Source organism: Pseudomonas sp. 7P_10.2_Bac1, from assembly GCF_025465935.1.
GTDB lineage: Bacteria > Pseudomonadota > Gammaproteobacteria > Pseudomonadales > Pseudomonadaceae > Aquipseudomonas.
Genome location: NZ_JANLNV010000020.1, coordinates 79776 through 105986 on the forward strand (window position 1 = coordinate 79776; position 26211 = coordinate 105986).

General features: G+C 57.6%; 26 protein-coding genes. 11 read left to right on the forward strand and 15 right to left on the reverse strand.

Annotated features, from left to right (window positions below):
* Window positions 1-17: 17 nt before the first annotated feature.
* The 3 genes from NTD86_RS04325 to treP all read right to left on the reverse strand — a co-directional run bounded on the left by NTD86_RS04325 (window position 18) and on the right by treP (window position 4520).
* Window positions 18-1241, reverse strand: coding sequence for a maltoporin (locus tag NTD86_RS04325; RefSeq protein ID WP_262200936.1), 1224 nt, complete (start codon window positions 1239-1241; stop codon window positions 18-20).
* Window positions 1242-1349: 108 nt separating this feature from the next.
* Entirely contained in the window at window positions 1350-2996 is a 1647-nt protein-coding gene (gene treC / locus NTD86_RS04330; protein WP_262200937.1) for an alpha,alpha-phosphotrehalase, read from the reverse strand.
* A gap of 81 nt (window positions 2997-3077) precedes the next feature.
* Window positions 3078-4520, reverse strand: a complete 1443-nt coding sequence (gene treP, locus NTD86_RS04335; RefSeq protein WP_262200938.1) for a PTS system trehalose-specific EIIBC component — start codon at window positions 4518-4520, stop codon at window positions 3078-3080.
* 286 nt (window positions 4521-4806) lie between these two features.
* On the opposite strand from treP, the gene treR reads away from it, so the two are divergent.
* From treR to NTD86_RS04350, 3 genes are all read left to right on the forward strand, one after another.
* The gene (gene treR, locus NTD86_RS04340; protein WP_262200940.1) at window positions 4807-5511 is read left to right on the forward strand and encodes a trehalose operon repressor; all 705 of its coding nucleotides are present in this window, start codon (window positions 4807-4809) and stop codon (window positions 5509-5511) included.
* Between the two features lie 235 nt (window positions 5512-5746).
* A complete protein-coding gene (locus tag NTD86_RS04345) occupies window positions 5747-7249 on the forward strand; it encodes an MFS transporter (RefSeq protein ID WP_262200941.1) in 1503 nt (500 codons plus the stop codon).
* 95 nt (window positions 7250-7344) lie between these two features.
* Entirely contained in the window at window positions 7345-7893 is a 549-nt protein-coding gene (locus NTD86_RS04350) for an NAD(P)H-dependent oxidoreductase (protein ID WP_262200942.1), read from the forward strand.
* 2 nt (window positions 7894-7895) lie between these two features.
* Here the strand turns inward: NTD86_RS04350 and NTD86_RS04355 are convergent, their stop codons facing one another.
* Entirely contained in the window at window positions 7896-8249 is a 354-nt protein-coding gene (locus NTD86_RS04355; protein WP_262200943.1) for a winged helix-turn-helix transcriptional regulator, read from the reverse strand.
* A gap of 342 nt (window positions 8250-8591) precedes the next feature.
* On the opposite strand from NTD86_RS04355, the gene NTD86_RS04360 reads away from it, so the two are divergent.
* Genes NTD86_RS04360 through NTD86_RS04385 form a run of 6 tightly spaced genes read left to right on the forward strand, consistent with a single transcriptional unit; the run spans window position 8592 to window position 13559 of the window.
* A complete protein-coding gene (locus NTD86_RS04360; RefSeq protein ID WP_262200944.1) occupies window positions 8592-9014 on the forward strand; it encodes a nuclear transport factor 2 family protein in 423 nt (140 codons plus the stop codon).
* The gene (locus NTD86_RS04365; protein WP_262200945.1) at window positions 9011-9772 is read left to right on the forward strand and encodes an SDR family NAD(P)-dependent oxidoreductase; all 762 of its coding nucleotides are present in this window, start codon (window positions 9011-9013) and stop codon (window positions 9770-9772) included. Before NTD86_RS04360 ends, NTD86_RS04365 begins: the two co-directional genes overlap by 4 nt.
* Window positions 9769-11016: an NAD(P)/FAD-dependent oxidoreductase gene (locus tag NTD86_RS04370; protein WP_262200947.1), complete on the forward strand. Its 1248-nt coding sequence runs from the start codon at window positions 9769-9771 to the stop codon at window positions 11014-11016. The genes NTD86_RS04365 and NTD86_RS04370 overlap by 4 nt, the downstream gene beginning before the upstream one ends.
* A complete protein-coding gene (locus tag NTD86_RS04375) occupies window positions 11013-11804 on the forward strand; it encodes a DUF1365 domain-containing protein (protein ID WP_262200948.1) in 792 nt (263 codons plus the stop codon). Before NTD86_RS04370 ends, NTD86_RS04375 begins: the two co-directional genes overlap by 4 nt.
* Window positions 11791-13059, forward strand: a complete 1269-nt coding sequence (locus NTD86_RS04380; RefSeq protein WP_262200949.1) for an SAM-dependent methyltransferase — start codon at window positions 11791-11793, stop codon at window positions 13057-13059. The genes NTD86_RS04375 and NTD86_RS04380 overlap by 14 nt, the downstream gene beginning before the upstream one ends.
* 32 nt (window positions 13060-13091) lie before the next feature.
* Entirely contained in the window at window positions 13092-13559 is a 468-nt protein-coding gene (locus NTD86_RS04385; RefSeq protein WP_410016948.1) for a DUF2878 domain-containing protein, read from the forward strand.
* On the opposite strand, the gene NTD86_RS04390 is transcribed toward NTD86_RS04385, so the two are convergent.
* From NTD86_RS04390 to NTD86_RS04405, 4 genes are all read right to left on the reverse strand, one after another.
* The gene (locus NTD86_RS04390; protein WP_262200950.1) at window positions 13501-14085 is read right to left on the reverse strand and encodes a DUF3833 domain-containing protein; all 585 of its coding nucleotides are present in this window, start codon (window positions 14083-14085) and stop codon (window positions 13501-13503) included. The two genes, NTD86_RS04385 and NTD86_RS04390, sit on opposite strands and share 59 nt — an antisense overlap.
* 172 nt (window positions 14086-14257) lie before the next feature.
* On the reverse strand, window positions 14258-14809 hold the full coding sequence (locus NTD86_RS04395; RefSeq protein ID WP_410016947.1) for a chalcone isomerase family protein: 552 nt from the start codon (window positions 14807-14809) through the stop codon (window positions 14258-14260).
* 188 nt (window positions 14810-14997) lie between these two features.
* The gene (locus tag NTD86_RS04400) at window positions 14998-16182 is read right to left on the reverse strand and encodes an MFS transporter (RefSeq protein WP_262200951.1); all 1185 of its coding nucleotides are present in this window, start codon (window positions 16180-16182) and stop codon (window positions 14998-15000) included.
* Between the two features lie 15 nt (window positions 16183-16197).
* Entirely contained in the window at window positions 16198-16998 is an 801-nt protein-coding gene (locus NTD86_RS04405; RefSeq protein ID WP_262200952.1) for an SDR family NAD(P)-dependent oxidoreductase, read from the reverse strand.
* Between the two features lie 110 nt (window positions 16999-17108).
* On the opposite strand from NTD86_RS04405, the gene NTD86_RS04410 reads away from it, so the two are divergent.
* Window positions 17109-17660, forward strand: coding sequence for a MarR family winged helix-turn-helix transcriptional regulator (locus tag NTD86_RS04410; RefSeq protein WP_262200953.1), 552 nt, complete (start codon window positions 17109-17111; stop codon window positions 17658-17660).
* Between the two features lie 254 nt (window positions 17661-17914).
* Here NTD86_RS04410 and NTD86_RS04415 read toward each other — a convergent pair whose 3' ends face one another.
* Window positions 17915-18337: a PACE efflux transporter gene (locus tag NTD86_RS04415; RefSeq protein WP_262200954.1), complete on the reverse strand. Its 423-nt coding sequence runs from the start codon at window positions 18335-18337 to the stop codon at window positions 17915-17917.
* Window positions 18338-18434: 97 nt separating this feature from the next.
* Here NTD86_RS04415 and NTD86_RS04420 point away from each other — a divergent pair, with 97 nt between their 5' ends.
* A complete protein-coding gene (locus tag NTD86_RS04420; RefSeq protein ID WP_262200955.1) occupies window positions 18435-19322 on the forward strand; it encodes a LysR family transcriptional regulator in 888 nt (295 codons plus the stop codon).
* Between the two features lie 293 nt (window positions 19323-19615).
* On the opposite strand, the gene NTD86_RS04430 is transcribed toward NTD86_RS04420, so the two are convergent.
* From NTD86_RS04430 to NTD86_RS04455, 6 genes are all read right to left on the reverse strand, one after another.
* Window positions 19616-20284 carry a hypothetical protein gene (locus NTD86_RS04430; RefSeq protein ID WP_262200956.1) on the reverse strand — a complete coding sequence of 223 codons (669 nt, stop codon included), beginning with the start codon at window positions 20282-20284 and terminating at the stop codon, window positions 19616-19618.
* Window positions 20277-20939, reverse strand: a complete 663-nt coding sequence (locus NTD86_RS04435) for a hypothetical protein (protein ID WP_262200957.1) — start codon at window positions 20937-20939, stop codon at window positions 20277-20279. Before NTD86_RS04435 ends, NTD86_RS04430 begins: the two co-directional genes overlap by 8 nt.
* A 441-nt stretch (window positions 20940-21380) precedes the next feature.
* Window positions 21381-21815, reverse strand: coding sequence for a hypothetical protein (locus tag NTD86_RS04440; RefSeq protein ID WP_262200958.1), 435 nt, complete (start codon window positions 21813-21815; stop codon window positions 21381-21383).
* A gap of 451 nt (window positions 21816-22266) precedes the next feature.
* Window positions 22267-23844, reverse strand: a complete 1578-nt coding sequence (guaA, locus tag NTD86_RS04445; protein ID WP_262200959.1) for a glutamine-hydrolyzing GMP synthase — start codon at window positions 23842-23844, stop codon at window positions 22267-22269.
* A 128-nt stretch (window positions 23845-23972) separates the two neighbouring features.
* Window positions 23973-25442 (reverse strand): IMP dehydrogenase, encoded by a 1470-nt coding sequence (gene guaB / locus NTD86_RS04450; protein WP_262200960.1) that lies wholly within the window; start codon window positions 25440-25442, stop codon window positions 23973-23975.
* Window positions 25443-25573: 131 nt separating this feature from the next.
* The gene (locus tag NTD86_RS04455; RefSeq protein ID WP_262200961.1) at window positions 25574-26122 is read right to left on the reverse strand and encodes a sugar ABC transporter ATPase; all 549 of its coding nucleotides are present in this window, start codon (window positions 26120-26122) and stop codon (window positions 25574-25576) included.
* Window positions 26123-26211 lie beyond the last annotated feature (89 nt).

The following is a 26211-nucleotide window of genomic DNA, read 5'->3' on the forward strand; positions in this document are numbered from 1 at the left end:
AGCCCCCGCAGCGTCGCTTATTTCCACCAGTACTCGATTTGCACACCGGCGTTGGAACCATGCAGCGCCGAGCCGTAGGCGCCGCTGTCAGACAGCGCCGAGCCTGCATCAAATTCATTGGCTGCACGCTGCGCGGCTTCGTTCCAGGTCGCATAGGTGTAATACACGCGGATCTCCGGTCGCGCCCAAAAGCTTGGACCATTGGGTGACCAGGTGGGCGCGAAGGTGAACTTGCTCAGCTTGCGCGTGCCGTCTGCGGCCCGGACCTGATCATGGCCAAACTCGGTCACCAGCTTGAACTGCTCGGTGATCGCGTAGGTCGGTCGAACGCCCAGCGAGAGCCACTCCTGGTTGCCGCCATCCGGACGGAAATCCTTTTGATACAGCGCCTCGAACTGGCCACCGAAACGCGGTGTAACTTGCCAGTCGAAGAACTCCACGATCCGGTAACGCTTGCTGCTGCTGTCCAGGTGCGTGTCACCGGTGTAACCCAGCCCCGTGCCGGAACCTTCTCCGTATTGAAAAGCCAGCTTGTTCTTGCCGCCCAAAAACTCGCTTTGCACATGCTGCGCGGTGATCGCCCAGCCGCTGTGGGCATCGGTACGTTCCGGCTTTTCCAGGTAGCTCAGCCCAAACTCCAATTGCCCGCCCGGGTTGGTGTTGAACCCAGAAACGTTGAAGTCGTGACGCGTCACGTAGTCTTCCTGGTACAGGTTGTCTTTGCGCGACAGCGCGTAGCTGTACTTGAGGCCGCCAATCAAAACGTCTTCGATACCCGCGCCGGTAGCGCTCTGGTTCCAGTAGTAAAAGTCGGAAATATGTATGTCGTTACGTTTGTAGTAACGCCGCCCAGCCCATACCGATCCACCATTGAGGCTGGGCAGGTTAGACCACTGCGCGTACAACTGCGGCAAGCGTGCCGAGCCGTTATCGCCCTGAAACGTCAGTTGGCGGTTGTACTGGTTGTACAACGAGGCCATGCCATCAACGCTGAGGACCGAGCCATCATCAAAGTTGTATACATCCTGTCGCAACTCCAATTCGGCGTACTGCTCGCATTCATTCCCCAGCCGATACTTGGCCTCGGCACCCGGTAACTTGAAGCACGATTGCGTGCCACCGTTCAACGAGTTGCCAACACCGCTACGCATATAACCGGCGAATTCCAGGGCACTGGCCGAAAACGGCACTGACAGGCACAAGCAAGCGGTAAAAATGCTGCGATTGAGTGTTGTGTTCATGAGAGGGCCTTTTATTTTTATTTTTGGGTGTGAAGCGGTCTATTTTTTGTAGGAGCGAGCTTGCCTCGCGATCTTTTAAAAGATCTAAAGCTCGCTCCTACAGGGTTATTAGGTTGTCAGGTGCACGGCAAACGACTCGTAAGGGCGCAAGGTGATGCGCTGGCTACGTGTCGGGTTGTCGGGGTAGTTGCTGATCAACAGGCGCTGCGACATGCCTTCGCTGATCACGCCTTCTGGCAGTTCCAGCTCGCATTCCGTGGCGTAGAAGTTGTTGAGTACCAGCACACTTTCGCCCTCGCCCTGGCGCAGATACGCCCAGACTTGCGGATGCTCGGCCAGCAACTTGCGGTATTCACCGTGCGACAGCAGCGGTTCTTCACGGCGCAATGCAATCAGGCGGCGGTAGTGATGCAGCACTGAATCCGGGTCATTCATTTGGGCCTGGACGTTGATCTGCGCGGCGTTGTCCGGGATACCGATCCACGGCTCTGCCGTGCTGAAACCGGCATTGGCCTGCTGGTTCCATTGCATCGGCGTGCGGCTGTTGTCCCGCGATTTCTGCAAAATCGCCGCCATGCAGTCTTCATGGGACACACCGGCTTCGCGTTTGAGGCGATAGATGTTCAGGGTTTCGACATCGCGGTATTGCTCGATATGCTCGAAGCCCGGGTTGGTCATGCCGATTTCTTCGCCCTGATACACATACGGTGTGCCTTGCAGGCAATGCAGTGCAGTGGCGAGCATCTTCGCAGAGGCCACGCGCCATTCACCGTCATTACCAAAGCGCGACACGGCACGTGGCTGGTCGTGGTTACACCAGAACAAGGCGTTCCAGCCGCCCCCGGCCTGCATGCCGACCTGCCAGTCAGACAGGATGCCCTTGAGCGCCAGGAAGTCGAAGTCAGCACGTACCCACTTCTGCATGTTCGGGTAATCAACTTTCAAGTGATGGAAGTTGAAGGTCATCGACAGCTCTTTGCTCTCTGGCCGCGAATAGCGGATGCAGTGCTCAAGGCTGGTAGAGGACATTTCGCCAACGCTGACCAGATCGTGCCCGGCGAAGACTTCGCGGTGCATCTCTTGCAGGTACTCATGCACGTTGGGGCCGTCGGTGTAGAAGCGCCGGCCATCGGTGTCGTCCTGCGGGAAATCCGCGGGCTTGGAGATCAGGTTGATCACGTCCAGACGGAAACCACCCACGCCCTTGTCACGCCAGAAGCCCATCAGTTTGTAGACTTCGGCGCGGACCTTGGGGTTGTCCCAGTTCAGGTCGGCCTGGGTGTGGTCAAACAGGTGCAGGTAGTACTGGCCGGTTTGCGCTTCGTATTCCCAGGCCGAACCGCCGAACTTGGACTCCCAGTTGTTCGGCTGGTCACGCCAGATATAAAAGTCGCGATACGGGTTGTCGAGGCTGCTGCGCGCCTGCTGGAACCACTCATGCTCGATGGACGTGTGGTTGACCACGATGTCGAGCATCAGCTTGATCCCGCGTGCCTTGGCTTCGCTGATCAGCAACTCGCAGTCGGCCATGCTGCCGTAGCTCGGATCGATGGCGTAGTAGTCGCTGATGTCATAGCCATTGTCGCGCTGGGGCGAGCGCAAGAAAGGCGTCAGCCACAGGTAATCCACGCCCAGCCATTGCAGGTAATCGAGTTTGTCGACCACGCCCAGCAAGTCACCGGTGGCGTTGCCCGCGTGGCTGTGAAAACTTTTTGGGTAGATCTGATAGATCACCGAACGCTGCCAGTCTTGCATGAGAGGTTCCTTGCATAATCTTTGTAAAAAGGGCCGCTTCGCAGCCCATCGCAGCCTTCGGCAGCGATTACAGAACGAGGGTCAGGCCACGCGGTAGCCAGGACGGATGATTTTCAGGCTCAGTGCGCAGGTCAGGACAAAGGGCACGATGATCGCGACCAGCATGCCCACCACGAACATCGGGATGTACTGCGGGATGATCGAGATAAAACCCGGCAAGCCGCCGACGCCGATGGCCGAGGCCTGGACCTTGTTCAGCGAGAGGAAGATGCTGCCCAGCGCCGAACCGATCAGAGCGGCGTAGAACGGAAACTTGTAGCGCAGGTTGACCCCGAACATCGCCGGTTCAGTGATGCCGAAATAGGCCGACACTGCCGAGGTAGAGGCCATGCTGCGTTCGCGCACATTGCGACTCATGTAGAACACGCCCAGCGCCGCGCTGCCCTGGGCCAGGTTGGACATCACGATCATCGGCCAGATAAACGTGCCGCCCTGGGTCGAGATCAACTGCAGATCAACCGCAAGGAACATGTGGTGCATGCCGGTGATCACCAGCGGTGCATACAGCAGGCCGAAAATCATGCCGCCCAGCACGGGTGCCAGGTCAAACAACATGACCACGCCTTCGGTAATCAGGATGCCCAAGTGGCGGGTGACCGGACCAATGATCGCCAGCGCCAGCACCCCGGTGATGACGATGGTGGTGATGGGCACCACCAGCAATTGAATGGCATTGGGCACCCGTGCCCGCAGCCATTTCTCGATCACGCTCATCACGTAGGCAGCCAGCAAGATCGGCAGGATCTGCCCCTGATAGCCCACCTTCTCGATTTGGAACACGCCCAGAATGTTGAAGTACGGCAGGGTCTGGCCGTCCAGCCCGGCCACGGCCTTGCCGTAGTTCCAGGCGTTGAGCAGATCGGGATGCACCAGCATCAGGCCAAGCACGATGCCGAGGATTTCGCTGCCGCCAAAACGCTTGGCCGCCGACCAGCCGACCAACGCCGGCAAGAACACGAACGAAGTGTTGGCCATCAGGTTGATCAGGCTCCACACACCGTCCAGCGACGGGTAGGCATCCAGCAGGGTTTTACCGGCAATGAACATGCCCTTGGCGCCGAGCAGGTTGTTAACCCCCATCAGCAGGCCGGCAATGATCAGCGCAGGCAGGATCGGCATGAAGACATCGGAGAACACCCGCACCAGACGCTGCATGGCGTTTGCCTTGTCGGCGCCCTTTTGCTTGACGTCAGCAATGGTCGAGGCGGCGAGACCGGTCTGCTCGCGCAAGGCGGCGTAGACCTTCTCGACGTCGCCGGGACCAATGACCACTTGGTACAGGCCGCCGGTAAAGAAAGAACCTTTGACCAGGTCTATCTGATTGAGGGTTGCGCTATCGACCAGGCTGGGGTCTTTAAGCGCGAGGCGCAGGCGTGTGACGCAGTGCGCGGCTTGTTCCAGGTTGTCGACACCACCAAGGCATTGCAGCAACTCACTGGCAATCTTCGAATAATCGTGGCTCATGCGTTGTCTTCCGCAGGGAATTTTTATTATGGGCGTCGTTGTGGCAGCACGCTGAGGCGAAAAATACTCGTCTGTACGAGTTAAAGCAACAACTGGTACAGACGAGTTCAAAAAAAATGTGTGGCCTCTGCTTTACTGTGCATCTGTCAGCAAATACAGCCATCAGTCGCGTCCGATAAATGCGCTTGAAAGATCCCAAAACATTGCCGTGACCACAGAGCTTGCGCTGCTCCCCCCCTGCCCTTAAGGTTCGGGGCCTGAACACCTACGGCATAGAGCCATCGTTATGACTAAATACAGCCAGATCTACACTGATCTGCTTGCCAACATCACCACTGAGCGCCTGGCGCGCGGTGCGCGCTTGCCGTCCGAAACCGAGTTGATGACCCGTTACGATGCGAGCCGTGGCACCGTGCGCAAGGCGATTGAACAGCTTCAAGAACGCGGTTTTGCACAAAAAATCCATGGCAAGGGCACATTTGTGCTGTCATCGAGCCCGATCGAGTTCCAATTGGGCGGCATCGTCAGTTTCCAGGAAACCTACCCCAGCCTGGGCAATGACGTCAGCACTGAAGTGGTCACGTTCGAACACTTCCCGTTGGAAGGTGCGCTGAGCGACAAGATCGAGGCCGAAGAAGGCAGCCTGATCACCCGCGTCAAACGGGTGCGGCGCATTGATGGCAAACGGGTGATCCTGGACATTAACTGCTTCGTCAGCGAACTGATTCCGGGGCTCACGCCCGAGATAGCGCAACACTCGATCTACGCATTTATCGAGCAAACCCTGAACCTGCAAATCAGCTTTGCCCAGCGCACCATCGAAGCGGTGCCGCGCAGCAAGGACGACCAGTTGCACCTGGACCTGGACGGCCAAAGCCATGTGATTGTGGTGAGCAACCAGACCTTCCTGCAGGACGGCAGGCAATTCGAGTACACCGAGTCGCGGCACACTCTGGACAAGTTTTACTTCTCGGACATTGCCCGGCGCTAAACGTGTAGGAGCGAGCTTGCCTCGCGATCTTTTAAGCAGTCAAAAGATCGCGAGACAAGCTCGTTCCTGCCGTTGGCCGTACTCAGTGCTGAATGCCTGCATGCGTGCGACTGGATCGCCTCGGTTAACCTGCGCGCGGCGTTACTCACAGTTACCCTTCTTCACATTTGCTTACCACAGGCGCCGGTAGAGATCGCAGTATCATCCTGATACCTGATCACCGAGAGCTTTATTCATGCCCACTGCCGCCTCCAAACGCTGGCTGATTCTGATCGCCGTGATGCTGGCCTTTGTGCCCATCGTGATTGATATGACGATTCTGCATATTGCCGTGCCGTCGCTGACGCTGGCGTTGGGCGCGTCGGGGGCTCAGGTCTTGTGGATCATCGATATCTACCCGCTGCTGATGGCCGGTTTGCTGGTGCCCATGGGCACCTTGGCCGATCGGGTCGGGCATCGCCGCATCCTGCTGTACGGCCTGGGCGTGTTCTGGGTGGCCTCGTTGCTCGCGGCGTTCGCCCCCACGGCGGGCATGCTGATCGGCGCGCGGGTGCTGCTGGCGCTGGGCGGTGCGATGATCATGCCGTGTGTGCTTGGCATCATTCGTCGTACGTTCGAAGACGAAAAGGAGCGCGGGTTGGCCCTCGGCCTGTGGGGCACCGTCGGCGCTGCGGGTGCAGCGGTGGGGCCGCTGATCGGGGGCGCGTTGCTTGAGCACTTCTGGTGGGGTTCGGTGTTTTTGATCAACGTCCCGATCATGGCGGTGGTTATCCCGGTGGCGTTCGTGCTGTTGCCCCGGGTCGAGCAGACCACACCCGGCAAGTGGGCCATCGGCCAGGCACTGGTACTCATCGCCGGGATCATCGGCGTCGTTTACGGCATCAAGGCCAGTATTGGTGCGACGCATTCGTTGCTGCTCGCCATGCTGGTGCTGGCTGCAGGGCTGGGGCTGCTGGTGCTGTTCTCTCGCCAGCAACTGCGCTCTGCAACGCCGATGCTGGACCTGTCACTGTTCGCTCACCCGGCGCTGCTGGGCGGGATGATCATGGCCTTGTTGACCATCGGCGCGCTGGCGGGTGTGGAATTGACCTTGGCGATGGAACTGCAGTACGTGCTGGACAAGACGCCGCTGCAGGCGGGGATCTTCATGATTCCGATCATGGCTGGCGCCGCACTGGGCGGCCCGGTGGCCGGTTATCTGTCCAACCGCTTTGGCCTGCGCGCAGTCGCCAGCCTGTCACTGGCCACTTCGGCCGGGGCGCTGGTATTTCTGGCATTTGCCGAGTTCAACGCGCCCGGCTTTGCAGTGCCCGCCGTGCTGGCGGTACTGGGCGTAGCGCTGAGTATTGGCCTGACCGCGTCGTCGATTGCCATCATGGGTTCTGTGGACGCCAGCAAAGGCGGCGCGGCAGGCTCGCTAGAGGCGACGGCTTACGAACTGGGCACGGGCCTGGGCATCACCCTGTTCGGGGTGTTCATGTCCAAAGTGTTTGGCAGCACCCTGTCGCTGCCCAATGAGTTGGCGCCAGCACTTGCCGAACGGGCCACCAGATCCATCGGCGACAGTTACGTGGTGGCCGGGCAACTGCCTGCCGCGCAGGGCAATGCCTTGATTGAAGCGGCCAAGCTGGCGTTTTCAAGTACCCACTCGGTCCTGCTCACCACATCAGCCGTTGCGATCGCCCTGTTGGCGGTGGTGGTGTTTGTTCTTTTCGGACGGCAACGCCAGCAGGTATAGGACCATCGCCGTGGGGTAGTTACAAAAAAGTGCGTACTTGTGGGCTTTTGGCGGCAGCCATAGATTGCACGCCTCAACTCTTGGAGCCCTATAGCATGCGTACGTTGATTATTCTTGCCCACCCCAACCTCGACAAATCGGTGGTTAACCACACCTGGCTCAAAGCCCTCGAAGCCAGTGATCTGCAGATCACAGTGCACCGCCTGTATGAAGCCTATCCCAACGGTGGCCCGCTGGATGTCGAGGCCGAACAGGCGCGGGTCCGTGAGCATGACGCCATTGTCTGGCAGTTCCCGTTTTACTGGTTCAGCACCCCACCACTGCTCAAGCAATGGCAAGACGAGGTCCTGACCCACGACTTCGCTTACGGGCATAGCGAAGGGCAACGCCAATTGGCCGGCAAACCCATTGGCATGGCGATTTCTGCCGGCATCAAGCAAGAGGACTACATGGCCAGCGGGCGCTACCACTACAGTCTGGATGAATTGCTGCGGCCGCTGGACGTCACCATTCGCTACATCGATGCGGTGCCGGTAAAACCGTGGGTGTTTTACGGCGCCGAATACGACATTGATCTACCACAACTGGAGGCAAACGCTCAGGGTTACGTAAGCTACTTGCGCCAATTGGCTCACGCGGCCTGAGTTCAGGCCTCAGACACCTCCTCCGGTACCCCAGCAGACACCGGATGCCCGGCGTGCAACGCGCCCCACTGACACATGGCATCAATGATCGGCTGCAAGGTACGCCCATGTTCTGTCACCCGGTACACCACCTTGGGCACCTTGCCCGGGAACGCCTCCCGGCTGATCAGATGATCATCGAGCAACTCCTTGAGTTGCTCGGTGAGCACCTTTGACGACAAGGGTTGCATCAGGCGCAACAACTCGCCGGTGCGCTTGGGCCCTTCCATGAGGTGGCAAAGGATCGCGCACTTCCAGCGCCCACCGATGGCCTGAATGGTTGCATCGATTGGAAAGTTGAACACCCTGTTGGTCATCGCCTGCGTCTCCGGATAAGGCTGAAAATCGCTCGTTTTTACCGCAATGCAGAAAAATACGCGTCTGAAATTGAAATCGTCGGACGGCATTATTCCTGACTTTTCCCGCCCCCTGATCAATCGCATAAAAAGTTGTACAAATTAATTGACTTGTACAACACACTCCCTATTCTTTGAAAAGCTGTACAAATTAATCAGCATGTACAAGAAAAGAAGGGGGTTCCATGCTCGACATCGGCACACTCAGGATCAGCCCTTCACTCAGGCCGTATGATCTTTTGGGGCGAAGCGACCCGCGCACACTGACCCTGCCCAAGGTCCTGGCCTATCAGGGGAAGCGAAGTGTCTGACTTCCTGCGATCCTTCGCCACCCGCTTTGCAGCCCTGGATGCCAGTAATTTGTACAAGCTCAACGAGCTGTACAGCCATGATATTCACTTCAGTGATCCTCTTCATGAAGTCCACGGCCTGGCCGCCCTGCAAGAGTACTTTACAGAGCTGTACGCCAACGTCAGCGAACTGGGTTTTACCTTTCATGGTTTCGACCAAATTAAAGAGGGCAGCGGCTACCTGCGCTGGACCCTGCACTATCGTCATCCTCGCCTGCGGCGCGGCCAACTGATACAGGTCGAAGGCTGTTCATACCTGCTGTGGCACGAGCAGGTGTACAGGCATCGCGATTACTTCGATGCGGGCGCTCTGCTCTATGAGCATCTGCCGTTAATGGGGCGGGCGATTGGCTGGTTGAAAGGGAGGCTGGCATGAAACGCATCTGGCTCACCGGCGCCAGCAGCGGTATCGGCGCCGCCCTCGCACACATCCTATTGAACCAAGGGCATTGCGTGGCCGTGAGTGCGCGCAATGCCCAGGCTCTTGAGCGCTTGAAGACCACATTCGCGCAACAGGTTCTTCTGTTGCCCGGCGACCTGACGGACCCGGCTCAGGTTCGGGCAATGGGCGAACACATCGAGCAGGCCTGGGGCCATCTGGATCAGGTCATTCTGAACGCCGGCACCTGCGAATACGTGGATGCCAGCCGTTTCGAAGCCGACATGATTGAACGCGTAATGCGCACCAATGTGTTTTCCGCGGCCTATTGTGTGGAAGCTGCCCTGCCACTGTTGCGCAAGGCGCGACGCCCGCACCTGGTGGCCGTGTGCAGCTCGGTCACCTACCTGCCGCTACCGCGATCCGAGGCTTATGGCGCGTCCAAGGCGGCCATGCGTTATCTGTTCCAATCGCTGCGCCTCGACGTGGCGCACGAGGGGATCGACGTCACGCTGGTCAGCCCGGGCTTCGTCGATACGCCGCTCACCCGACAAAATGATTTTCCGATGCCGATGCGCTGGCCTGTGGACAAGGCGGCCGCCTACATAGCCGGACGGCTGGAAAAACGACCGCTGGAAATCGCCTTCCCCGGCCCATTCATTGCTGCTCTGCGCCTGTTAGCAGCACTGCCTCAACGCCTGCAGTGGGCGCTGGGCAAACGCTTGGCGCGTCCCGCCACAGAAGAATCGTCATGAAAATAGCCATCATCGGTAGCGGTATCTCCGGCCTGACCTGCGCCTACCTGCTCAATCGCCAGCACGACGTCCATGTGTTCGAGGCCAGTGACTGGATCGGCGGCCACACCCATACGGTTGACGTTGAAGTGAAGGGCAAACACTTTGCCATTGATACGGGTTTTATCGTTTTCAACGACTGGACGTATCCCAACTTCATTCGCCTGCTGGATCAACTCGGCGTGAGCTCCAAGCCCACCGAAATGAGTTTCTCGGTTCAGGATCTGGACAGTGGCACGCAATACAACGGCAACACCCTCAACACACTGTTTGCCCAGCGGCGCAACCTCTTGTCTCCCGGTTTCTGGGGCATGTTGCGCGACATCCTGCGTTTCAACCGCGAAGTCGTGCGTGACCTGCAGCAAGCGCGCATAGCCGCTGACACCACCCTGGGAGACTACCTGCGGCAACAGCGCTACGGTCAGCGTTTTATCGACCATTACATTGTTCCGATGGGGGCGGCGATCTGGTCGATGTCGCTGGCCGATATGCAGCGTTTTCCTCTTCAGTTCTTCGTACGGTTTTTTAAAAATCACGGTCTCCTGTCGACCACCCATCGACCGCAGTGGCGCGTGATCAACGGTGGCTCACGCAGCTACATCGCGCCGCTATGCGCCAGCTTTGCCGAACGTATTCGCCTCAATTGCCCTGTGCAACGAGTGGAACGGGACACAGCCGGCGTCACCCTGCACAGCGCCGCCGGCCAGGAGCGCTTTGATGCGGTGGTGTTCGCCTGCCACAGCGATCAGGCATTACGCCTGCTGGCGACACCCAGCCCAGCTGAAACAGAAATCCTCGGTGCGCTGCGCTATGCCGATAACGACGTCGTACTGCACACCGACACCCGTGTACTGCCGAGCCGCCGTCTGGCGTGGGCGAGCTGGAATTACCGTCTGGGCGGTTCGACCCAACAACCGGCTGCCCTGACCTACAACATGAATATTCTGCAGGGACTGCAAAGCGACACCACGTTCTGCGTCAGCCTGAACCAGAGCGCAGCCATTGATCCGAGCAAAATCCTCAATCGCTTCCGCTACGCCCACCCGCAATACAGCCTGGATGGGCTGGCGGCACAAGCACGCTGGCAAGAATTGCACGGCGCTCAAAACAGCTATTACTGCGGCGCCTATTGGGCCAACGGTTTCCATGAGGACGGTGTAGTGAGCGCCTTGCGCGTCGCCGCGGCCTTCGGAGAACAGCTATGAACAGCGCGCTCTACAGCGGCTGGGTCAGTCATCGGCGGCTGTTGCCGCGCGTCCATGGGTTTCGCTATCGCATGGGCATGCTGTACCTGGACCTTGCCGAACAAGCGCAGGTGCTGGGCCTGTCGTGGTTGGCCGGGCGTTCGCGCTGGGGCGCTTTTACCTTCCGCGAAACAGACTACTTGCCCCACGCCACGCGCCAGGGCGTGATGCTCAGTGATGCCGTACGCCAGCTTGTCGAGCAGGCCTTGGGGCACGCCCCGCAAGGGCGCATCTGCCTGCTCACCCAGCCACGTACCTGGGGGTTGTCGTTCAATCCGATCAGCCTGTTCTACTGTTATGAAACCGACGGCCGCCTGGCCGCCATTCTCTGCGAAGTCACCAATACCCCGTGGCGAGAGCGCTACCACTACGTGCTGCCGACCCACGCCAGCGGTGAGTCACGCCACCGGGTGGCCAAGAGCTTTCACGTCTCGCCCTTCCTGCCGCGCGACCTGGAATACCGCATGCGGTTCTCTGCGCCCGGGCAAACGTTGAACGTGACCATGCAGGACTGGCAGGGCGAGCAAAAAATCTTTGAGGCAGGCATGGGCTTGAAGCGCACCGAACTGACGCGCCAGAGCCTGCATCGCCATCTTCTGGCGTTCCCCTGGATTACCGGCAAGACCGTACTCGCCATTTACTGGCAGGCCCTGCGCCTGCTGATCAAGCGCATACCACTGTTTTCCCATCAAGCCGCCCACGGTGAACATCGCACCGCCACTCTGGAATCTCGCCATGACCAACCCTAGTCTGAACCCCACCAGTACCTGTGACACTGCTGCCAACGGACTAGGCGCCCGACTGCTTAAAAAAGGCGTCCTGCGCAAGCTCGCGCAACTGCGCCATGGGCATTTGCTGGTCACCGTGGACGGCGAAACGCTGAGCTTCGGCCAGGCAAGCGCTGAGCTTCAAGGCAAGATCGAGGTGCACCATGCCGCCTTCTGGCCCATGGTCGCCCTCAATGGCTCAATTGGCGCAGGCGAGGCCTATATTCATGGGTATTGGAGCAGCCCCGACCTGACAGCGGTGATCCGCCTTTTCGTTGCCAACCTCGACGTTCTGGACGAAATGGAGCGCGGCCTGGCACTGATACGCCGCCCTGTGGCAAAAGCCCTGCACTGGCTCAACCGCAACACGCGCGAAGGTTCGCAACGCAACATTTCTGCGCATTACGATTTGGGCAACGCGCTGTTCGAAAAACTCCTGGACCCGACCATGATGTATTCGGCGGCGATGTTCCGTTCTGCCAGCGATAGCCTTGAACAGGCCCAACTGAACAAACTGGAATGCATCTGCCAAAAACTCGATCTACAACCCGGCGACCACCTGCTGGAGATCGGCACGGGCTGGGGCAGCATGGCGCTGTATGCGGCCACCCACTATGGCTGCAAAGTCACCACCACGACCCTGTCCCATGAGCAGTTTGCCTACACCCGACGCCGTATCGAGGAGCTGGGGCTGCAAAACCGCGTCACCCTGTTGTTGCAGGACTACCGCGACCTGAGCGGCCAATACGACAAGCTCGTGTCCATCGAGATGATTGAAGCGGTCGGCCATCGCTTTTTACCCACCTACTTCAAGCAGTGTGCACACCTGCTGAAAGACCACGGGCTGATGCTCTTACAAGCCATCACCATCCGCGACCAGCGCTATGAACAGGCCAAAAAATCCGTTGATTTCATCCAGCGCTACATTTTCCCGGGAGGCGCTTTGCCTTCGGTCAGCGCCATGCTCAACATTATCGGTCGCGACACCGACCTGAACCTTCATCACATGGAAGACTTCGGCCTGGATTACGCGCGCACGCTGCGCCTGTGGCACGAAAACCTGCGCAGCAACCAGCACAGCCTCGAAGCACTGGGCTACGACCAGACGTTCTATCGCCTCTGGGAGTTTTACCTGTGCTATTGCGAGGGCGGCTTCCTGGAACGCAGTATCGGTACTGCGCATCTACTGCTCGCCAAACCGGGGGCAAGACCGCAGCCATTCGGGTTATCAGCCTGAACGGGCGAGGACGACTGCTTCTCAACGCCGGGCTGTTCGAACTCGGCTGGTTCGCCTGCGTCTTTGGCGCGCAACGCCCCTGGCTGTTGCTGATTGCCATTGCCTGCCTGGCCCTACACCTGCTGTGGGTTGCAACGGCCTATGATGAGTGGCGCGGCCTGCTGCGGGTGGCCGTCTGCGGTTGGGTTCTGGACAGCGCGTTGCTGCATCTGGGCGTCTTCAGTTTTGCCGCAAGCAACGTTGTTCTACCCCTGTGGCTGGCATTGATTTGGCTGCTGTTCGCCAGCACGCTGCCTTACAGCCTGAACTGGACAAAACGACCCTGGTGGGTGGGCAGCCTGCTGGGCGCTGTGGGTGGGCCTTTGTCTTACTGGGGAGGCGCAAAGCTGGCAGGCGTGGGCCTGCCGCTCGGTGTTGCCCCCAGTCTTGTATTGCTCGCAGTCATTTGGGCGATGCTGATCCCTGCGCTGCATGGGCTGGCTGGAGCGCGGGCTCGTTGACTGAAGGCTGCTTGCGGAAGAACAACGTGACCTGACCTACCTCTACGCCGAATTTGGACATGAACGAGCGATTAATCATCGTGTCTTTGTCTATCAGGTACATCCAGTCGTCTAACTGAACTTCATACTCCTTGCCATCCACCGGAAGGTTCAGCACATAGTTCCAGCGCAGTGCATTGCCTGACACCTCGCCCAGCGCCTCACCCACTACATCACCCGCCGTTCCGCGCCATTGGCCTGGGCCTGCGGGGGTTAGCGTCCATACCCGCTTCTGCTTCGTACCATCGCTGTAAGTAAATGATTCGTCGAGGATCAACTGGTTGCCTTCAGATTTGCCGTTGATCTCCACGTGGAAGCGTTTGACCACCTCGCCTGAGCGCTTTTGGAACATACCCCACGCTTCAGTCCGGCCCTCGAAGAACTGACGCAACTCAAGCGTAGGCGTCTCCTGGCTATAGGTGTGCACATCGACCCGGCTGCAACTCGCAAGCCCAATGCATAGCAACAGTATCCATTTCTTCAACATGACCATTTCCTCAGAGTGGGCTTAAATGTTGGGCGCTTCACCATCTGCGGGAGCAGGCTTGCTCGCGATTGGATCAACGCGGTTCAACAGCGATACCGAGTCGTTTGCAACGCGAGCAAGCCCGCTCGCCCAGAAGATTTGAGCCATAGGCAGAAAATTTACACGCTCCATTTCAAGGCTTGGCTTCGCCCAGCAATTGGGCGCGCAGCTCGGGGTTGCGTGTTCGAGGGTCCAGCCAGATCGCAAAGAAAGCTTTGGCGAACGCCTCATCCTTCACCTCATGCTGCAACTTGTCGCCGACGTAAAAGCGCACGCCCTCGCCAGGCGTATACACACCGGTGATGCGGTCTCCCGGGCGCACATCGACGAATGCCTGCTGCATCTCCTGTGTCCAGCGAGCCATCAATTCTGGACTCAATGAATTGAGTGACAGACGACGAATTTCTTTGAGACTCGCCGCGACCAGATCGTCGCGGCTAATCGCGCGACTGTAGGTCAGCTCCAGCGCGAAAGGCTGGTGTGCCGTTAGCGGATCACCGGAAATCGGGCGAGGGCTCCAGAACTGAGCGTTGTAAATGGAAAAACCGAACATGCGCATCTCCCCACTGCCCGACAGACGAGCATTGGGCAAAGCCTCCCGCCAATCAGCCAAAAGCACTGCACTCTGGAGCATCAAAGCAAAACAGATAACGCACCGGGTCAAACGGCCTATCAACATCGCCATGCAAGACCTCCAGATAGTTACGGGATGCCTACAAAAGTTATACGAAATTTACACCTTGTACAGCTTTTGTCTGAAGAGAGGGAAGATCAAAAGATCGCGAGGCAAGCTCACTCCTACAAAGACGCGCAGTGCGCAGAAAGGCAAAAGCCCGCAGTTACGCGGGCTTTTGGGTCCAGCCTCTAAAGGGGCTATGCCGTGGCAGGGTGCTGAGTCATCCGGCCGGCGATGTAGACCATTAGAACAGCGACCGTCATGATTGCAGTGGCGAGCCACATTGAGCTATGCAATCCGACGTTGTTAACCGCGATGCTTCCGGCTAACGACCCCAAACCAATCGAGAGTTGGAACACGCTGGTGTTCATCGCTTGGGCGGCTTCCGCGGCATGTTGTGTGGCACTGAAGAGCCACAACTGGGTACCTACTGGCGCCATACCCCACGACACGGCCCACACTAACAACGCTATGCCCGCCAAAAAAGGGCTGGTGGCGAATACTGCAATACTCGCCAGAGACAGCACGAAGATCCATACAGTCGCCACGACAGTATTATGCAAGTTACGACCTGCTAGCGCCCCGCCGACGAAATTTCCGATCACGGTTGCAACACCATATGCCAATAGCAGCCCGCTAACGATCGCCGTCCCCAGATGTGTGATCTGCTCAAGGTAGGGAGTGACAAAGGTATAGCCGGCGTACTGTCCTGCCACAATGCAGATAACCGTTATAAAGATGGCGCGAATTCTGGCGCTCTTCAGCAAGCTAAAGAAGTCACGAATCAACACGCTCTCATTCATTTTGAGCGAGGGCAGGAAGATTAACTGGAGGACGAAGCACAGCACAGCAAGAACACTCGCGCCCAGAAAGGCTTGCCGCCAGTCAGAATGCGCACCGATGTAAGAACCTGCGGGAACCGCTATCACTGAGCCTATAGAGATGCCTGCAAACACTAGCGAGGATGCCGCGTGAACCTTTTCAACGGGGACGAGTTTTGCCGCTGCGGTGATCGAAATCGCCCAAAAGCCGCCAATACCTATGCCCAGAAGGGCTCGGGCCAGAAGTAGCATGGTGAAATCTTGCGCCTTCCAGGACAGCACGCTTGAAACGATGAGTAACGCAGTCAAACCTAGAAGCACTCGTTTGCGGTCGGCTCGGCCTATGGCGATAGCTGTAACGGGCGCCGCGAGGAACCCCAAAATGGCGGTGGCAGTTACCGCTAAACCGGCGGTCCCCTCGGATATGCCTAGATCACGAGAAATACCTGGCAGCAAACCGACAGGCAGGAACTCAGTAACCACTAGGGAAAGTGCTCCCAGAGCAATGGCCAGAACGCCCAACCACGAATGAGTTGTGGGTTCTTGGATGTCGTTTTGCATACCCATTCCCCCCTTTTACTTGATCAGGTTGTAGCGAGGTGCAGGGGCCCCGACCTGGGTCGCCGCGAACAAGTTCGAACGCGCAGTATCGAACGAGTACCAAAGGCCGGCGTCTGCAACAGATGGCCACGTTACTAACTCTTGCGCCTCAAGCCCGGCCAAAGCCGCATCGACACAGTGCTCCACCGTCATCACGCGTTCAGAACTCAGCGCTGACAAAGGAATACCCGATACGCCTTCTGTCCAGATCTCGGTGTCAGTCGCTGCAGGAAGCACGACCTGTACTTTTATATCGGTCCCGGCAAATTCCTCTTGCAGGCCTCGGCTGAAGGCCAACACATAGGCTTTGGTGCCGCTGTAAACCGCGCTTATAGGAAGAGACTGCACGGCAAGGACCGAGGCAATGTTGATAAGAACGCCCTCTTTTCGCGCCCTGAAACCTTCCAGGGCTGCATGTGCCAATCGGGTCAGCGCCGTGATATTCACGTTGATCTGCGATAGCGAATCTTCCAGTGACGACTCAGCTATCGTGCGAAGGCGAGCAAAACCCGCATTATTGACCAGAAGTTGGATGCCAGGATCGCTAACCAGTCGCTCTTCAACCTTGGCAACGTCGGACTCTTTAGCAAGATCGGCGACCAAAGGCTCTACCCTGACGCCGTACTGGGCCGTGAGCTTTTCGGAAAGAGTTGCGAGGCGATCGCCACGACGAGCGACCAAGACAAGATCATAGCCACGAGCAGCAAGACGATCAGCGTAGCCAGCACCGATCCCAGACGATGCTCCTGTCACAACAGCAGTTTTCGAAGAACGCATAGAACTCTCCAAATACAAAGGTTTTGTACTCAACCTAATAATTGAGTGCTCAAGCTTATGGCGGATAATTTGCCCTTGTCAATAGTGCAGTACTCAAGCATTCTTAATTCATGACAGAATTTGTGAACATCTCAGAAAGCGACGAAGGCACTTCCAAAAAGGAAAAGTCGCCCTTCGAAACACTTGCCTGCACGAACACAGCGGTAAGACGTGCCGCTCGACGTCTTGGCAATCTCTATGACGAGGCCCTGGCCTCTTTGGGCTTGAAAGCCACTCAGGTGGCTTTGTTGTCAGAAATCGAGCGAATGTTCACGGCCGCGGGTGGACAATCCCCTGCCTTGCAAGACTTGGCGTTGAACATGGCGGTGCAAATATCAGCATTGACACATGCCTTGCGCCCTCTGATTCGCGATGGACTGATAGAACTGCAGGGAGATGAGGCTGACAAGCGTGTAAAACGTGCAGTATTGACCAAGACCGGCAGCGAACGACTTCATCAGGCAATCGTCCACTGGGCAATCGTCAATAATCGCGTTGATGAAATCTTGGGCAAAGAAGCAGCTGCACAGCTTAGGGCACTGGCCGATTTCGTGGCTTCGGATGAGTTTCTGACAGCCTATGGAGTGAAACCTGCCGATTCATTCACCCATGATCTGGACTGATGCTCTTAAGCTGGCGCAGCGATCATGGATCCTGACATATGGTTCAAAGCATCCCATCTCTTGTAGTACAAGTTGCGGACTTGGCGAGACGAAAATTTAGCCAGACCGTAAAAGGCAAAAGCCCGCAATTACGCGGGCTTTTGGGATGTTTACTGCTTGAGAGTGGCTTTCGGTAGCGGACAGCCGCTTATTTCTATTCAGCTATCAATGGGAATAGAAGCCTCTTGTCAATCAAGCTAAGGACCTCCATTGGCCTAGTTCACAGCCGAGACCGGAACGCCAAAGAACCGGTCGAACGCCCAGTGGTAGGCGAACGTGAAGAATGGGATATAGACAATGAACACCAAGTCCAGCACAAACGCCTGCAGCAGGGTGATGCCCAGCCACCATGCGATGAGCGGGACCAGGAAACACACTAGGGTCAGCTGAAACCCTACGGCATGCAGGATGCGTCTGAATACGGTGCGTGTGCGGTCGCGCTGACGCCGCTCCCATGCCTCAAACAGGTAATTGAAGGCCAGGTTCCATAACGTGGCTACACCTGTGATCATCAGCGCCAGCGGCCCGGTAGTGGCCGGTGCCTCCCCTGTCAGCAATGTCATCACCACCGTGCCCACTGCGAGCCCCAGAATCTCGTAGCCTCCCACGTAGACCAACTTGCGTTTTATACCTTGCACCAAACACTCCTCTTGAGTTGGTTCGCGAAGGTGCAGATGTTAAATTCAGACATGCTGATCAAAAAAGTCAGTTCATTTCAGAAAAATTGATAGGTCTATGTCCCTTTCCAGCGATGACATCGAATTATTTCTTGCCGTGATCGACCACGGCTCCTTCTCTGCTGCGGCCCGTGCGCTTCGCCGTGTACCGTCCGCAGTGAGCATGAGTATTGCCAATATTGAGGCCGGGCTTGGCTACCCTCTTTTCGACCGGTCGCGCCGCGAGGCGTTGCCTACCCCACAGGCACGCGTCCTGGAACCCCACGCACGTTCCGTCGCGAGCAGACTGCGCATGTTGCAGATCCACGCCGTGGAACTGTCCCAAGATTTGGAGAGCACACTCACCGTCGCCGTCGCCGCCGGGCTTCCGGACCAGGATCTGCTAAAGGCTTTGGGCCAGGTCGGCTGTCGTTACCCTTTGCTGCGCGTGAACGTGCTTCGAATCCCTCAAGATCAGGTTCGCGAGATGCTGCATCAGGAACAGGCTGATCTGGTGCTGCTGCCCGCGTCCACGGATGTAAACCGGGAAGAAGCCTTTACCTACGTGACTGACGTGCTTTTCGTAGCCGTAGCCTCGGCCACTGCTGACACCCTCGGTCTCCCTGCAGACCTGCGGCGCTTGGAAGACCTCAGTGCCAGCCGCCAAATCCTGGTGGCAGGCCCCGAGGACACCGTCGCAGACCGGCGTCTGTTGGTCTCCGATGCACGATGGCACGTAAACACGGTGGAAGCAGCGTTAGGGCTCGTGGAATGTGGCGCGGGCTGGGCCAACCTGCCTCTAGAAGCGGTTGAGGTCGCAGTTTCGGCCGGAAAGTTGAGAGTGTTAGCGTTCGACAACCTGAAGAACGGCGTGGCGATGCCCGTACACTTGGTGTGGCTGCGCAGAAAACCAGTGCAACGGGCCGCAGGGGAAGTGATCGAACTGATGCGCGGCGAACAGCGCTGACTCCACGCCCAAACACGCACTAAACGAGGCGGGATAAACGCCCTACCAAGCGCCATGCGAAAAAAGCCCGCAGTTACGCGGACTCTGGGCGTGTTGCCAGCACACGTCAGTAAAACTCGTCCAGCAAACAGTAAAACGCAACGTTACTTAATGGGCGTCCAACTGGTTCTAGGAAAAACGTCGGTTCTGTACGCGTAACCACAAACTAGCCAGTCGCTTTAAAGCCATGGTCGTACTGGCCTGTATCGAAAGGTGCTTGCGGGCTGACTTTTCAGGCAACCCTTAAGACACGGTTACTGGTCAGTGCTCTGGCCCAGCATGCTGATGCGCTTTACCGTTGGGAACAGTTTGTCCAATGTGGCGCGCGCTTGTGCAGCGTTCAGGTAGGCGTAGAGCAGGTCAGTCAGTCTTTCGAAGTCTAACCGCTGCCCCTCTAGCATCGGATTGAATAGCCAAAGCTTGATCCGCATGCCATTCGCCACTGACCACGCATCCGGCGCGGCCAGGGATTTGAAACTGACAGGGTTGAGCGCTGGGGCCTGGTTTCCAACGCTGACCCAGAAGACTATTGCGAGACTAAAGTGGCTCTGCTCCAGTTCAAACCCTTCAAAGTGATGCCAAGGTGTGGGCCCAATTGCGTTGTTGAACTGCACGGAGTCTGGGGTCAATAGCAGCACCCTTTTTCCATGACGGCGACGAAACGCTTCGCTGCAGAGGAGTGCTGCTAATCCTGCTACAAGGACTATCGTGCCGGGTACCCAGAACCACAGCTGCGCTGAGCGCAGATGCCAGGACGCCGGCAGGCTGATTAACCAACCACCCAGTATCACAAGCAGTACTGCGATCAGCGCGGCCCCCGCCGCTTGCCCCAACGACCGCTCTCGTATTTCGCAGGTGTGAAGCGGTCCGTCGGCCTGGGCTTGCAGTTGCTCAAGCAGGATTTCCTTGTCGGAGTTATCCACGATTTTGCAACGCATCAAGCTGCTGTTGCGCACAGGCGGACTGCCAATAAGCATCTAGCAACGCAGCAATGTCATCACAGCTCAACTTTTTGCCGCCGCACATCAAACCGGCGGAGAGAATGCGAATATGCGGTTCAGGCTTTTTTAACGCCATGGCCTGATTGCCGAAAAACACCCGCACGGGACGGTGGGTCGGCAGGACGGCATCAGGAGTCAAGGTCAGTTTCTGCAGAGTTACCATGCCTTCGTCTTTGACGTAAATATCGACGATATCGACCAGATTGACCGGCGCACTCAGGGAGTCAACGAACAATTGGCGACGCGTCAGGCGCATGAAGACGTGCTTGCCGGCATTACGGTGCTGCCAGGTAACTACCGCGAAGAGTAGAGACAGAAACACGCCACAGACGATCAGTCCGGTGCGCTCCCCATGTATGCCCCACCACAGCACACCCAGCGATACCAATGTCAGCAACGGGCCAAAGACCATATAGCGACGTGTGTTGGTGAATTCGCTTTGCTCTGGCACACGTTCGATCACTTGCCGGAGTTCGCTGATTACCCGTTCATGCTGGGCTTCACGGGATTCGCTGTAATCAGCGCTGAGGGACTCGGACAAGCGATCGAGAGGATCGGGTTGCTGTGGCGTAGTCATCGAAAAATCCTTGTTTGATTGGACAATAAGGTATCGCAGTGAGACTTATTGTTCTCGCATACGAATCTGAAAGTGGCGAAGAGCCTGCTCGAACGTGCCGTTGTCACGTCATTGCCAGGCGTGCGGGTAAACGACCTTACAAAGCGCAAAACGTTCCGCAAGACTCCGTCATTTTGTGCCAGAGCTCAAAGTTTAGAGATGCCGTCAAGCGTCTGACGATCATCGCGCCTTGGCTGCCCCTCTGTGTTGAGGAGGGGGGAAGCAATGGCTTCGATGATCACCCAACACTCAGATGAAATGTCATAACGGCCTGTCAGGACGGCTCTCCTGGCAACGAGAGGGCATTATTTTAGCGAATGCGATTTTTCAGACAATCCCTAAGAGCTCACCCGTGAGCTTTAACAATCGCTCCTATTCACTGGACTGCACCCCGCGCCGCACTTAACCAAGCCAGATACCGGTGAGCATGAGGACGCTCGCGTAGGAAACCAAGAGTTTCACGATGACCCGCAAGCCAGGAACCACCGTGCGGCAGGCTTCGGCCAGGTTGTCGTAATGTTGAGAGTTGTGTTTTTTGTGCGCCCCCATAATGCCGGAAAAAACAGCGCCTAGCAGAGCAGCGAGAAGGTGCACCCCCCACATACACAAAAAGGACATGGAGAGCATGATGGTATAGCGCTTGGCGGTGGCAACGGAAAACAGTGAAAAAGACTGGGCCAACCACTTTAGAACAAAGCCGATGACAACCGGAGCGCATATGACAAGCACCAGCATCAAGCCAGTATGTAGCCATTGCCTTGCAGTGAAAGCTTGCTTGGCGCGCCAGATCTGAACCAATGTCAACGTCAAAAATACTGCAAAGAAAAACGCATTCACTCTCCCGCTCCCTACTTACGCCATTTCATCTCCGCTCGAGGCTGCCACGTCCAGCCGCTACTCTTGCCGCGGACCCAAGCCTGCCAAATGCTCCAGCAGTTACCAACGCCCAGCGCGCTTCCTTTCCGGCGCACCGACCGCGGCGGGCGCAGCGGCGAATCCTTCCAAAGGCCTCGACGACTTATACAACCGAGCGCCGCGGAGAATGCCCACCTCGCTTCACGCCGGCGCCGCACTGCGTGGCATAGGAGCGACGAATACTGCGACATGGTATCGAGTACCCAGCATGGCATTTGGCTCAGTCAATGCCCCATACCATGCCACATGAATACGGCGCCTGGCGATGCAGAACGCTACCCGAACTTGCCAGCCCAAAAAAGCCAAAAGCCCGCAATTACGCGGGCTTCAGGGCATTTTTGCTAGATCGTGCCTGGCAGTGCCGGACGCGGGATCATTCCCACTCAATCGTCGCCGGTGGCTTGCTCGAGACGTCGTAGGTGACGCGCGAGATGCCGTCGATTTCGTTGATGATGCGGCCGCTCACGGTTTCGAGCAGTTCGTAAGGCAGGTGGGCCCAACGCGCGGTCATGAAGTCGATGGTTTCTACGGCACGCAGGGCTACAACCCATGCGTAGCGACGGCCATCGCCTACGACGCCAACGGATTTAACCGGTTGGAAGACGACGAAGGCTTGGCTGACTTTGTGGTACCAGTCGGCTTTGCGCAGTTCTTCGATGAAGATGTGGTCAGCACGACGCAGCAGGTCGGCGTATTCCTTTTTCACTTCACCCAGGATGCGCACGCCCAGGCCCGGGCCCGGGAATGGGTGACGGTAGACCATGTCGTATGGCAGGCCGAGTTCCAGACCCAGACGGCGGACTTCGTCCTTGAACAGCTCGCGCAGCGGTTCGACCAGCTTGAGGTTCATTTCTTCCGGCAAGCCACCCACGTTGTGGTGCGACTTGATGACGTGTGCCTTGCCGCTCTTGGCGCCAGCCGACTCGATCACGTCCGGGTAGATGGTGCCTTGCGCGAGGTATTTGATGTTGTCCAGTTTGCTGGATTCAGCATCAAACACGTCGATGAAGGTACGACCGATGATTTTGCGTTTTTTCTCTGGATCGCTTTCGCCAGCCAGGTTGTTCAGGAACTGGTCGGCCGCGTTGGCGCGGATGACTTTGACACCCATGTTCTCGGCGAACATGGCCATCACCTGGTCACCTTCGTGCAGGCGCAGCAAGCCGTTGTCGACGAAGACGCAGGTCAGTTGGTCGCCGATGGCCTTGTGCAGCAGAGCCGCTACCACCGAGGAATCAACGCCGCCGGACAAGCCCAGCAGGACGTTGTCGGTGCCTACCTGGGCGCGGATGGTGGCGATGGCGTCTTCAGCGATTTTCGACGGGGTCCACAGTGCATCACAACCACAGATGTCGAGGATGAAGCGCGACAGGATGCGACCGCCCTGCTTGGTGTGGGTCACTTCAGGGTGGAACTGCACGCCGTAGTAAGCGCGCTCGTCGTTGAACATGCCGGCAATCGGGCAGCTTGGGGTGCTGGCCAGGACGTGGAAGTCGGATGGCATTTTGGTGACTTTGTCACCGTGGCTCATCCATACATCAAGACCGAACAGGCCGTCTGCGTCGATGTGGTCTTCGATGCCGTCAAGCAGGCGGCTTTTGCCGACTACGTCGACGCGCGCGTAACCGAATTCACGCAGTTCGGAACCTTCAACCTTGCCACCCAGCTGTTCAGCCATGGTCTGCATGCCGTAGCAGATACCGAAGACCGGTACGCCGAGGTCAAATACCGCTTGCGGGGCACGCGGGCTGTCGGCTTCGTGCACCGACTCCGGGCCGCCGGCAAGGATGATGCCTTTAGGGGCGAATTCGCGGATCGCCGCGTCATCCATGTCGAACGGGTGCAGTTCGCAGTAAACGCCGATTTCGCGGACGCGACGGGCGATCAACTGGGTGTACTGGGAACCGAAGTCCAGAATCAGGATGCGGTGGGCGTGAATGTCGAGGGACATAGGAGGAACTCTAGAAACGCAGTTGCAAGCTTCGAGCTGCAAGCTGCAAGTTATCGGAAGCCGTGCGGTAGCTGTACGAAGACAAGTACCGCTTGCGGCTTATAGCTTGTGGCTTATAGCTAGCGGCGTTAGCCGACGCGATAGTTAGGTGCTTCTTTGGTGATCTGCACGTCGTGGACGTGGGATTCAGCCATGCCAGCGCCGGTGATGCGCACAAACTCAGGCTTGGTACGCATTTGCTCGATGTCGGCGCTGCCGGTGTAACCCATCGAGGAACGCAGACCGCCCATCAGTTGGTGAATAATCGCGGTGAGCGAGCCTTTGTACGGCACGCGACCTTCGATGCCTTCCGGCACCAGCTTCTCGGCACCCGCAGAGGAGTCCTGGAAGTAACGGTCAGAAGAACCCTGGGATTGCGACATTGCACCCAGCGAACCCATGCCGCGGTAAGCCTTGTACGAACGACCCTGGAACAGTTCGATCTCGCCCGGCGCTTCTTCAGTACCGGCAAACATCGAACCCATCATGACGCAGGAAGCACCGGCCACGATGGCTTTGGACAGGTCACCCGAGAATCGGATGCCGCCGTCGGCGATCAACGGTACGCCTGAGCCTTCAAGGGCGGCGGCCACATTGGCAATGGCGCTGATTTGTGGAACGCCAACGCCGGCCACGATACGGGTGGTGCAGATCGAACCTGGGCCGATACCGACTTTAACGGCGTCAGCACCCGCTTCTGCCAGGGCCAGTGCCGCAGCGCCAGTGGCGATGTTGCCACCAATGACCTGAACCTCAGGGAAGTTCTGCTTGACCCAACGCACGCGGTCGATCACGCCTTTGGAGTGACCGTGTGCGGTGTCGACCACCACCACGTCAACGCCGGCCGCAACCAGGGCAGAAACGCGATCTTCAGTGTCTTTGCCAGTACCGACCGCCGCGCCTACGCGCAGACGACCTTGGTCATCTTTGCTGGCCAGTGGATAAGCCTTGGCTTTTTCGATGTCGTTAACGGTCATCATGCCCTTGAGCACAAAGTTGTCATCGACGATCAGCACGCGCTCGATGCGGTGCTTGTGCAGCAGTTCACGGGCTTCGTTCTTGTCGGCGCCTTCCTTGACGGTGACCAGACGCTCTTTAGGCGTCATCACTTCACGAACAGTGGCTTCCAGACGGCTTTCAAAGCGAACGTCACGGGAGGTCACGATGCCGACCAGGTCGCCATTGTGCAGGACCGGAACGCCGGAAATGTTGTGCTGGCGGGTCAGTTCGAACAGTTCACGAACGGTGGCGTCTGCTTCGATAGTGATGGGTTCTTTAACCACACCGGCTTCGTAGCGTTTGACCTTGCGCACTTCGTGAGCTTGCTGCTCGATGGTCATGTTCTTGTGGATGATGCCTATGCCGCCTTCCTGAGCCATGGCGATTGCCAGACGAGCTTCAGTAACGGTGTCCATCGCGGCGGAAACCAGAGGAATATTCAGTTCAATGCCACGGGTCAAACGAGTCTTTAGGCTGACTTCGTTCGGGAGAACCTCGGAATAACCGGGGACGAGAAGGATGTCATCGAAGGTGAGTGCTTCTTGGCTGATACGCAGCATCGCTGGGGCTCCCGAGCGGGAAAATGGAAGCGCGCCATTGTACTCAAAACACCTGTGGCGCTCAACGGAAACCTTTAGAGAGTTTTGCGCTAAAAGCCATGATTTATTGACTCCTGAGGCAGAAAACACCCTTACAACTCGACTTTGACCCATGCCACTGGTTGATCCAGCCAATCGGCAAACTCATCCAGAAAGCTCTGCTTGAATCCGGCTTCGGCCCAGTTGTTGAAAATGAACCCCAGGTTGGAGAACGCGCAGGGCTGTAAAAACAGGAAACCGTTGATGTCGTCTTCATGACCACACAGCGGACAGACGAAGTTGTCTGTGTACCCTGGCATCCAGTCTTCGAGGCTCTCGAACAGCGCTTCGCCCACTTCTTTACGGCACTCGGCACAGCCTGCTTCCTCGAGAAAACCTTTGAGCGGCGTGTAGATGCAGCGCTTGGTCACGATCTCCAGACCGTTGATCGGTTGGCCGAAGGGCAACGCCTCAGGGTACAGCACCACGCTGGCCGCACCTGGCGCGATTGCATACGCCATGGCACTGCCGTTACGGCCACAGGTGCTGAGCTCTTGTTCAATAATGTTTTTGCGCACCAGCCAGCGCACGATCGCGCGAGCACGCGGTTCGTGAACCGGCAAGGTGGAGATTTTTGGGACGATGATGCTTTGCGAATTCATGGGTACGGCACATATAGATAAAAAGAAAACAGACACGGTAGGAGCTTGGGGCGCGCTATTTTTAAAAAAAAAAAAAAATACACGGCACA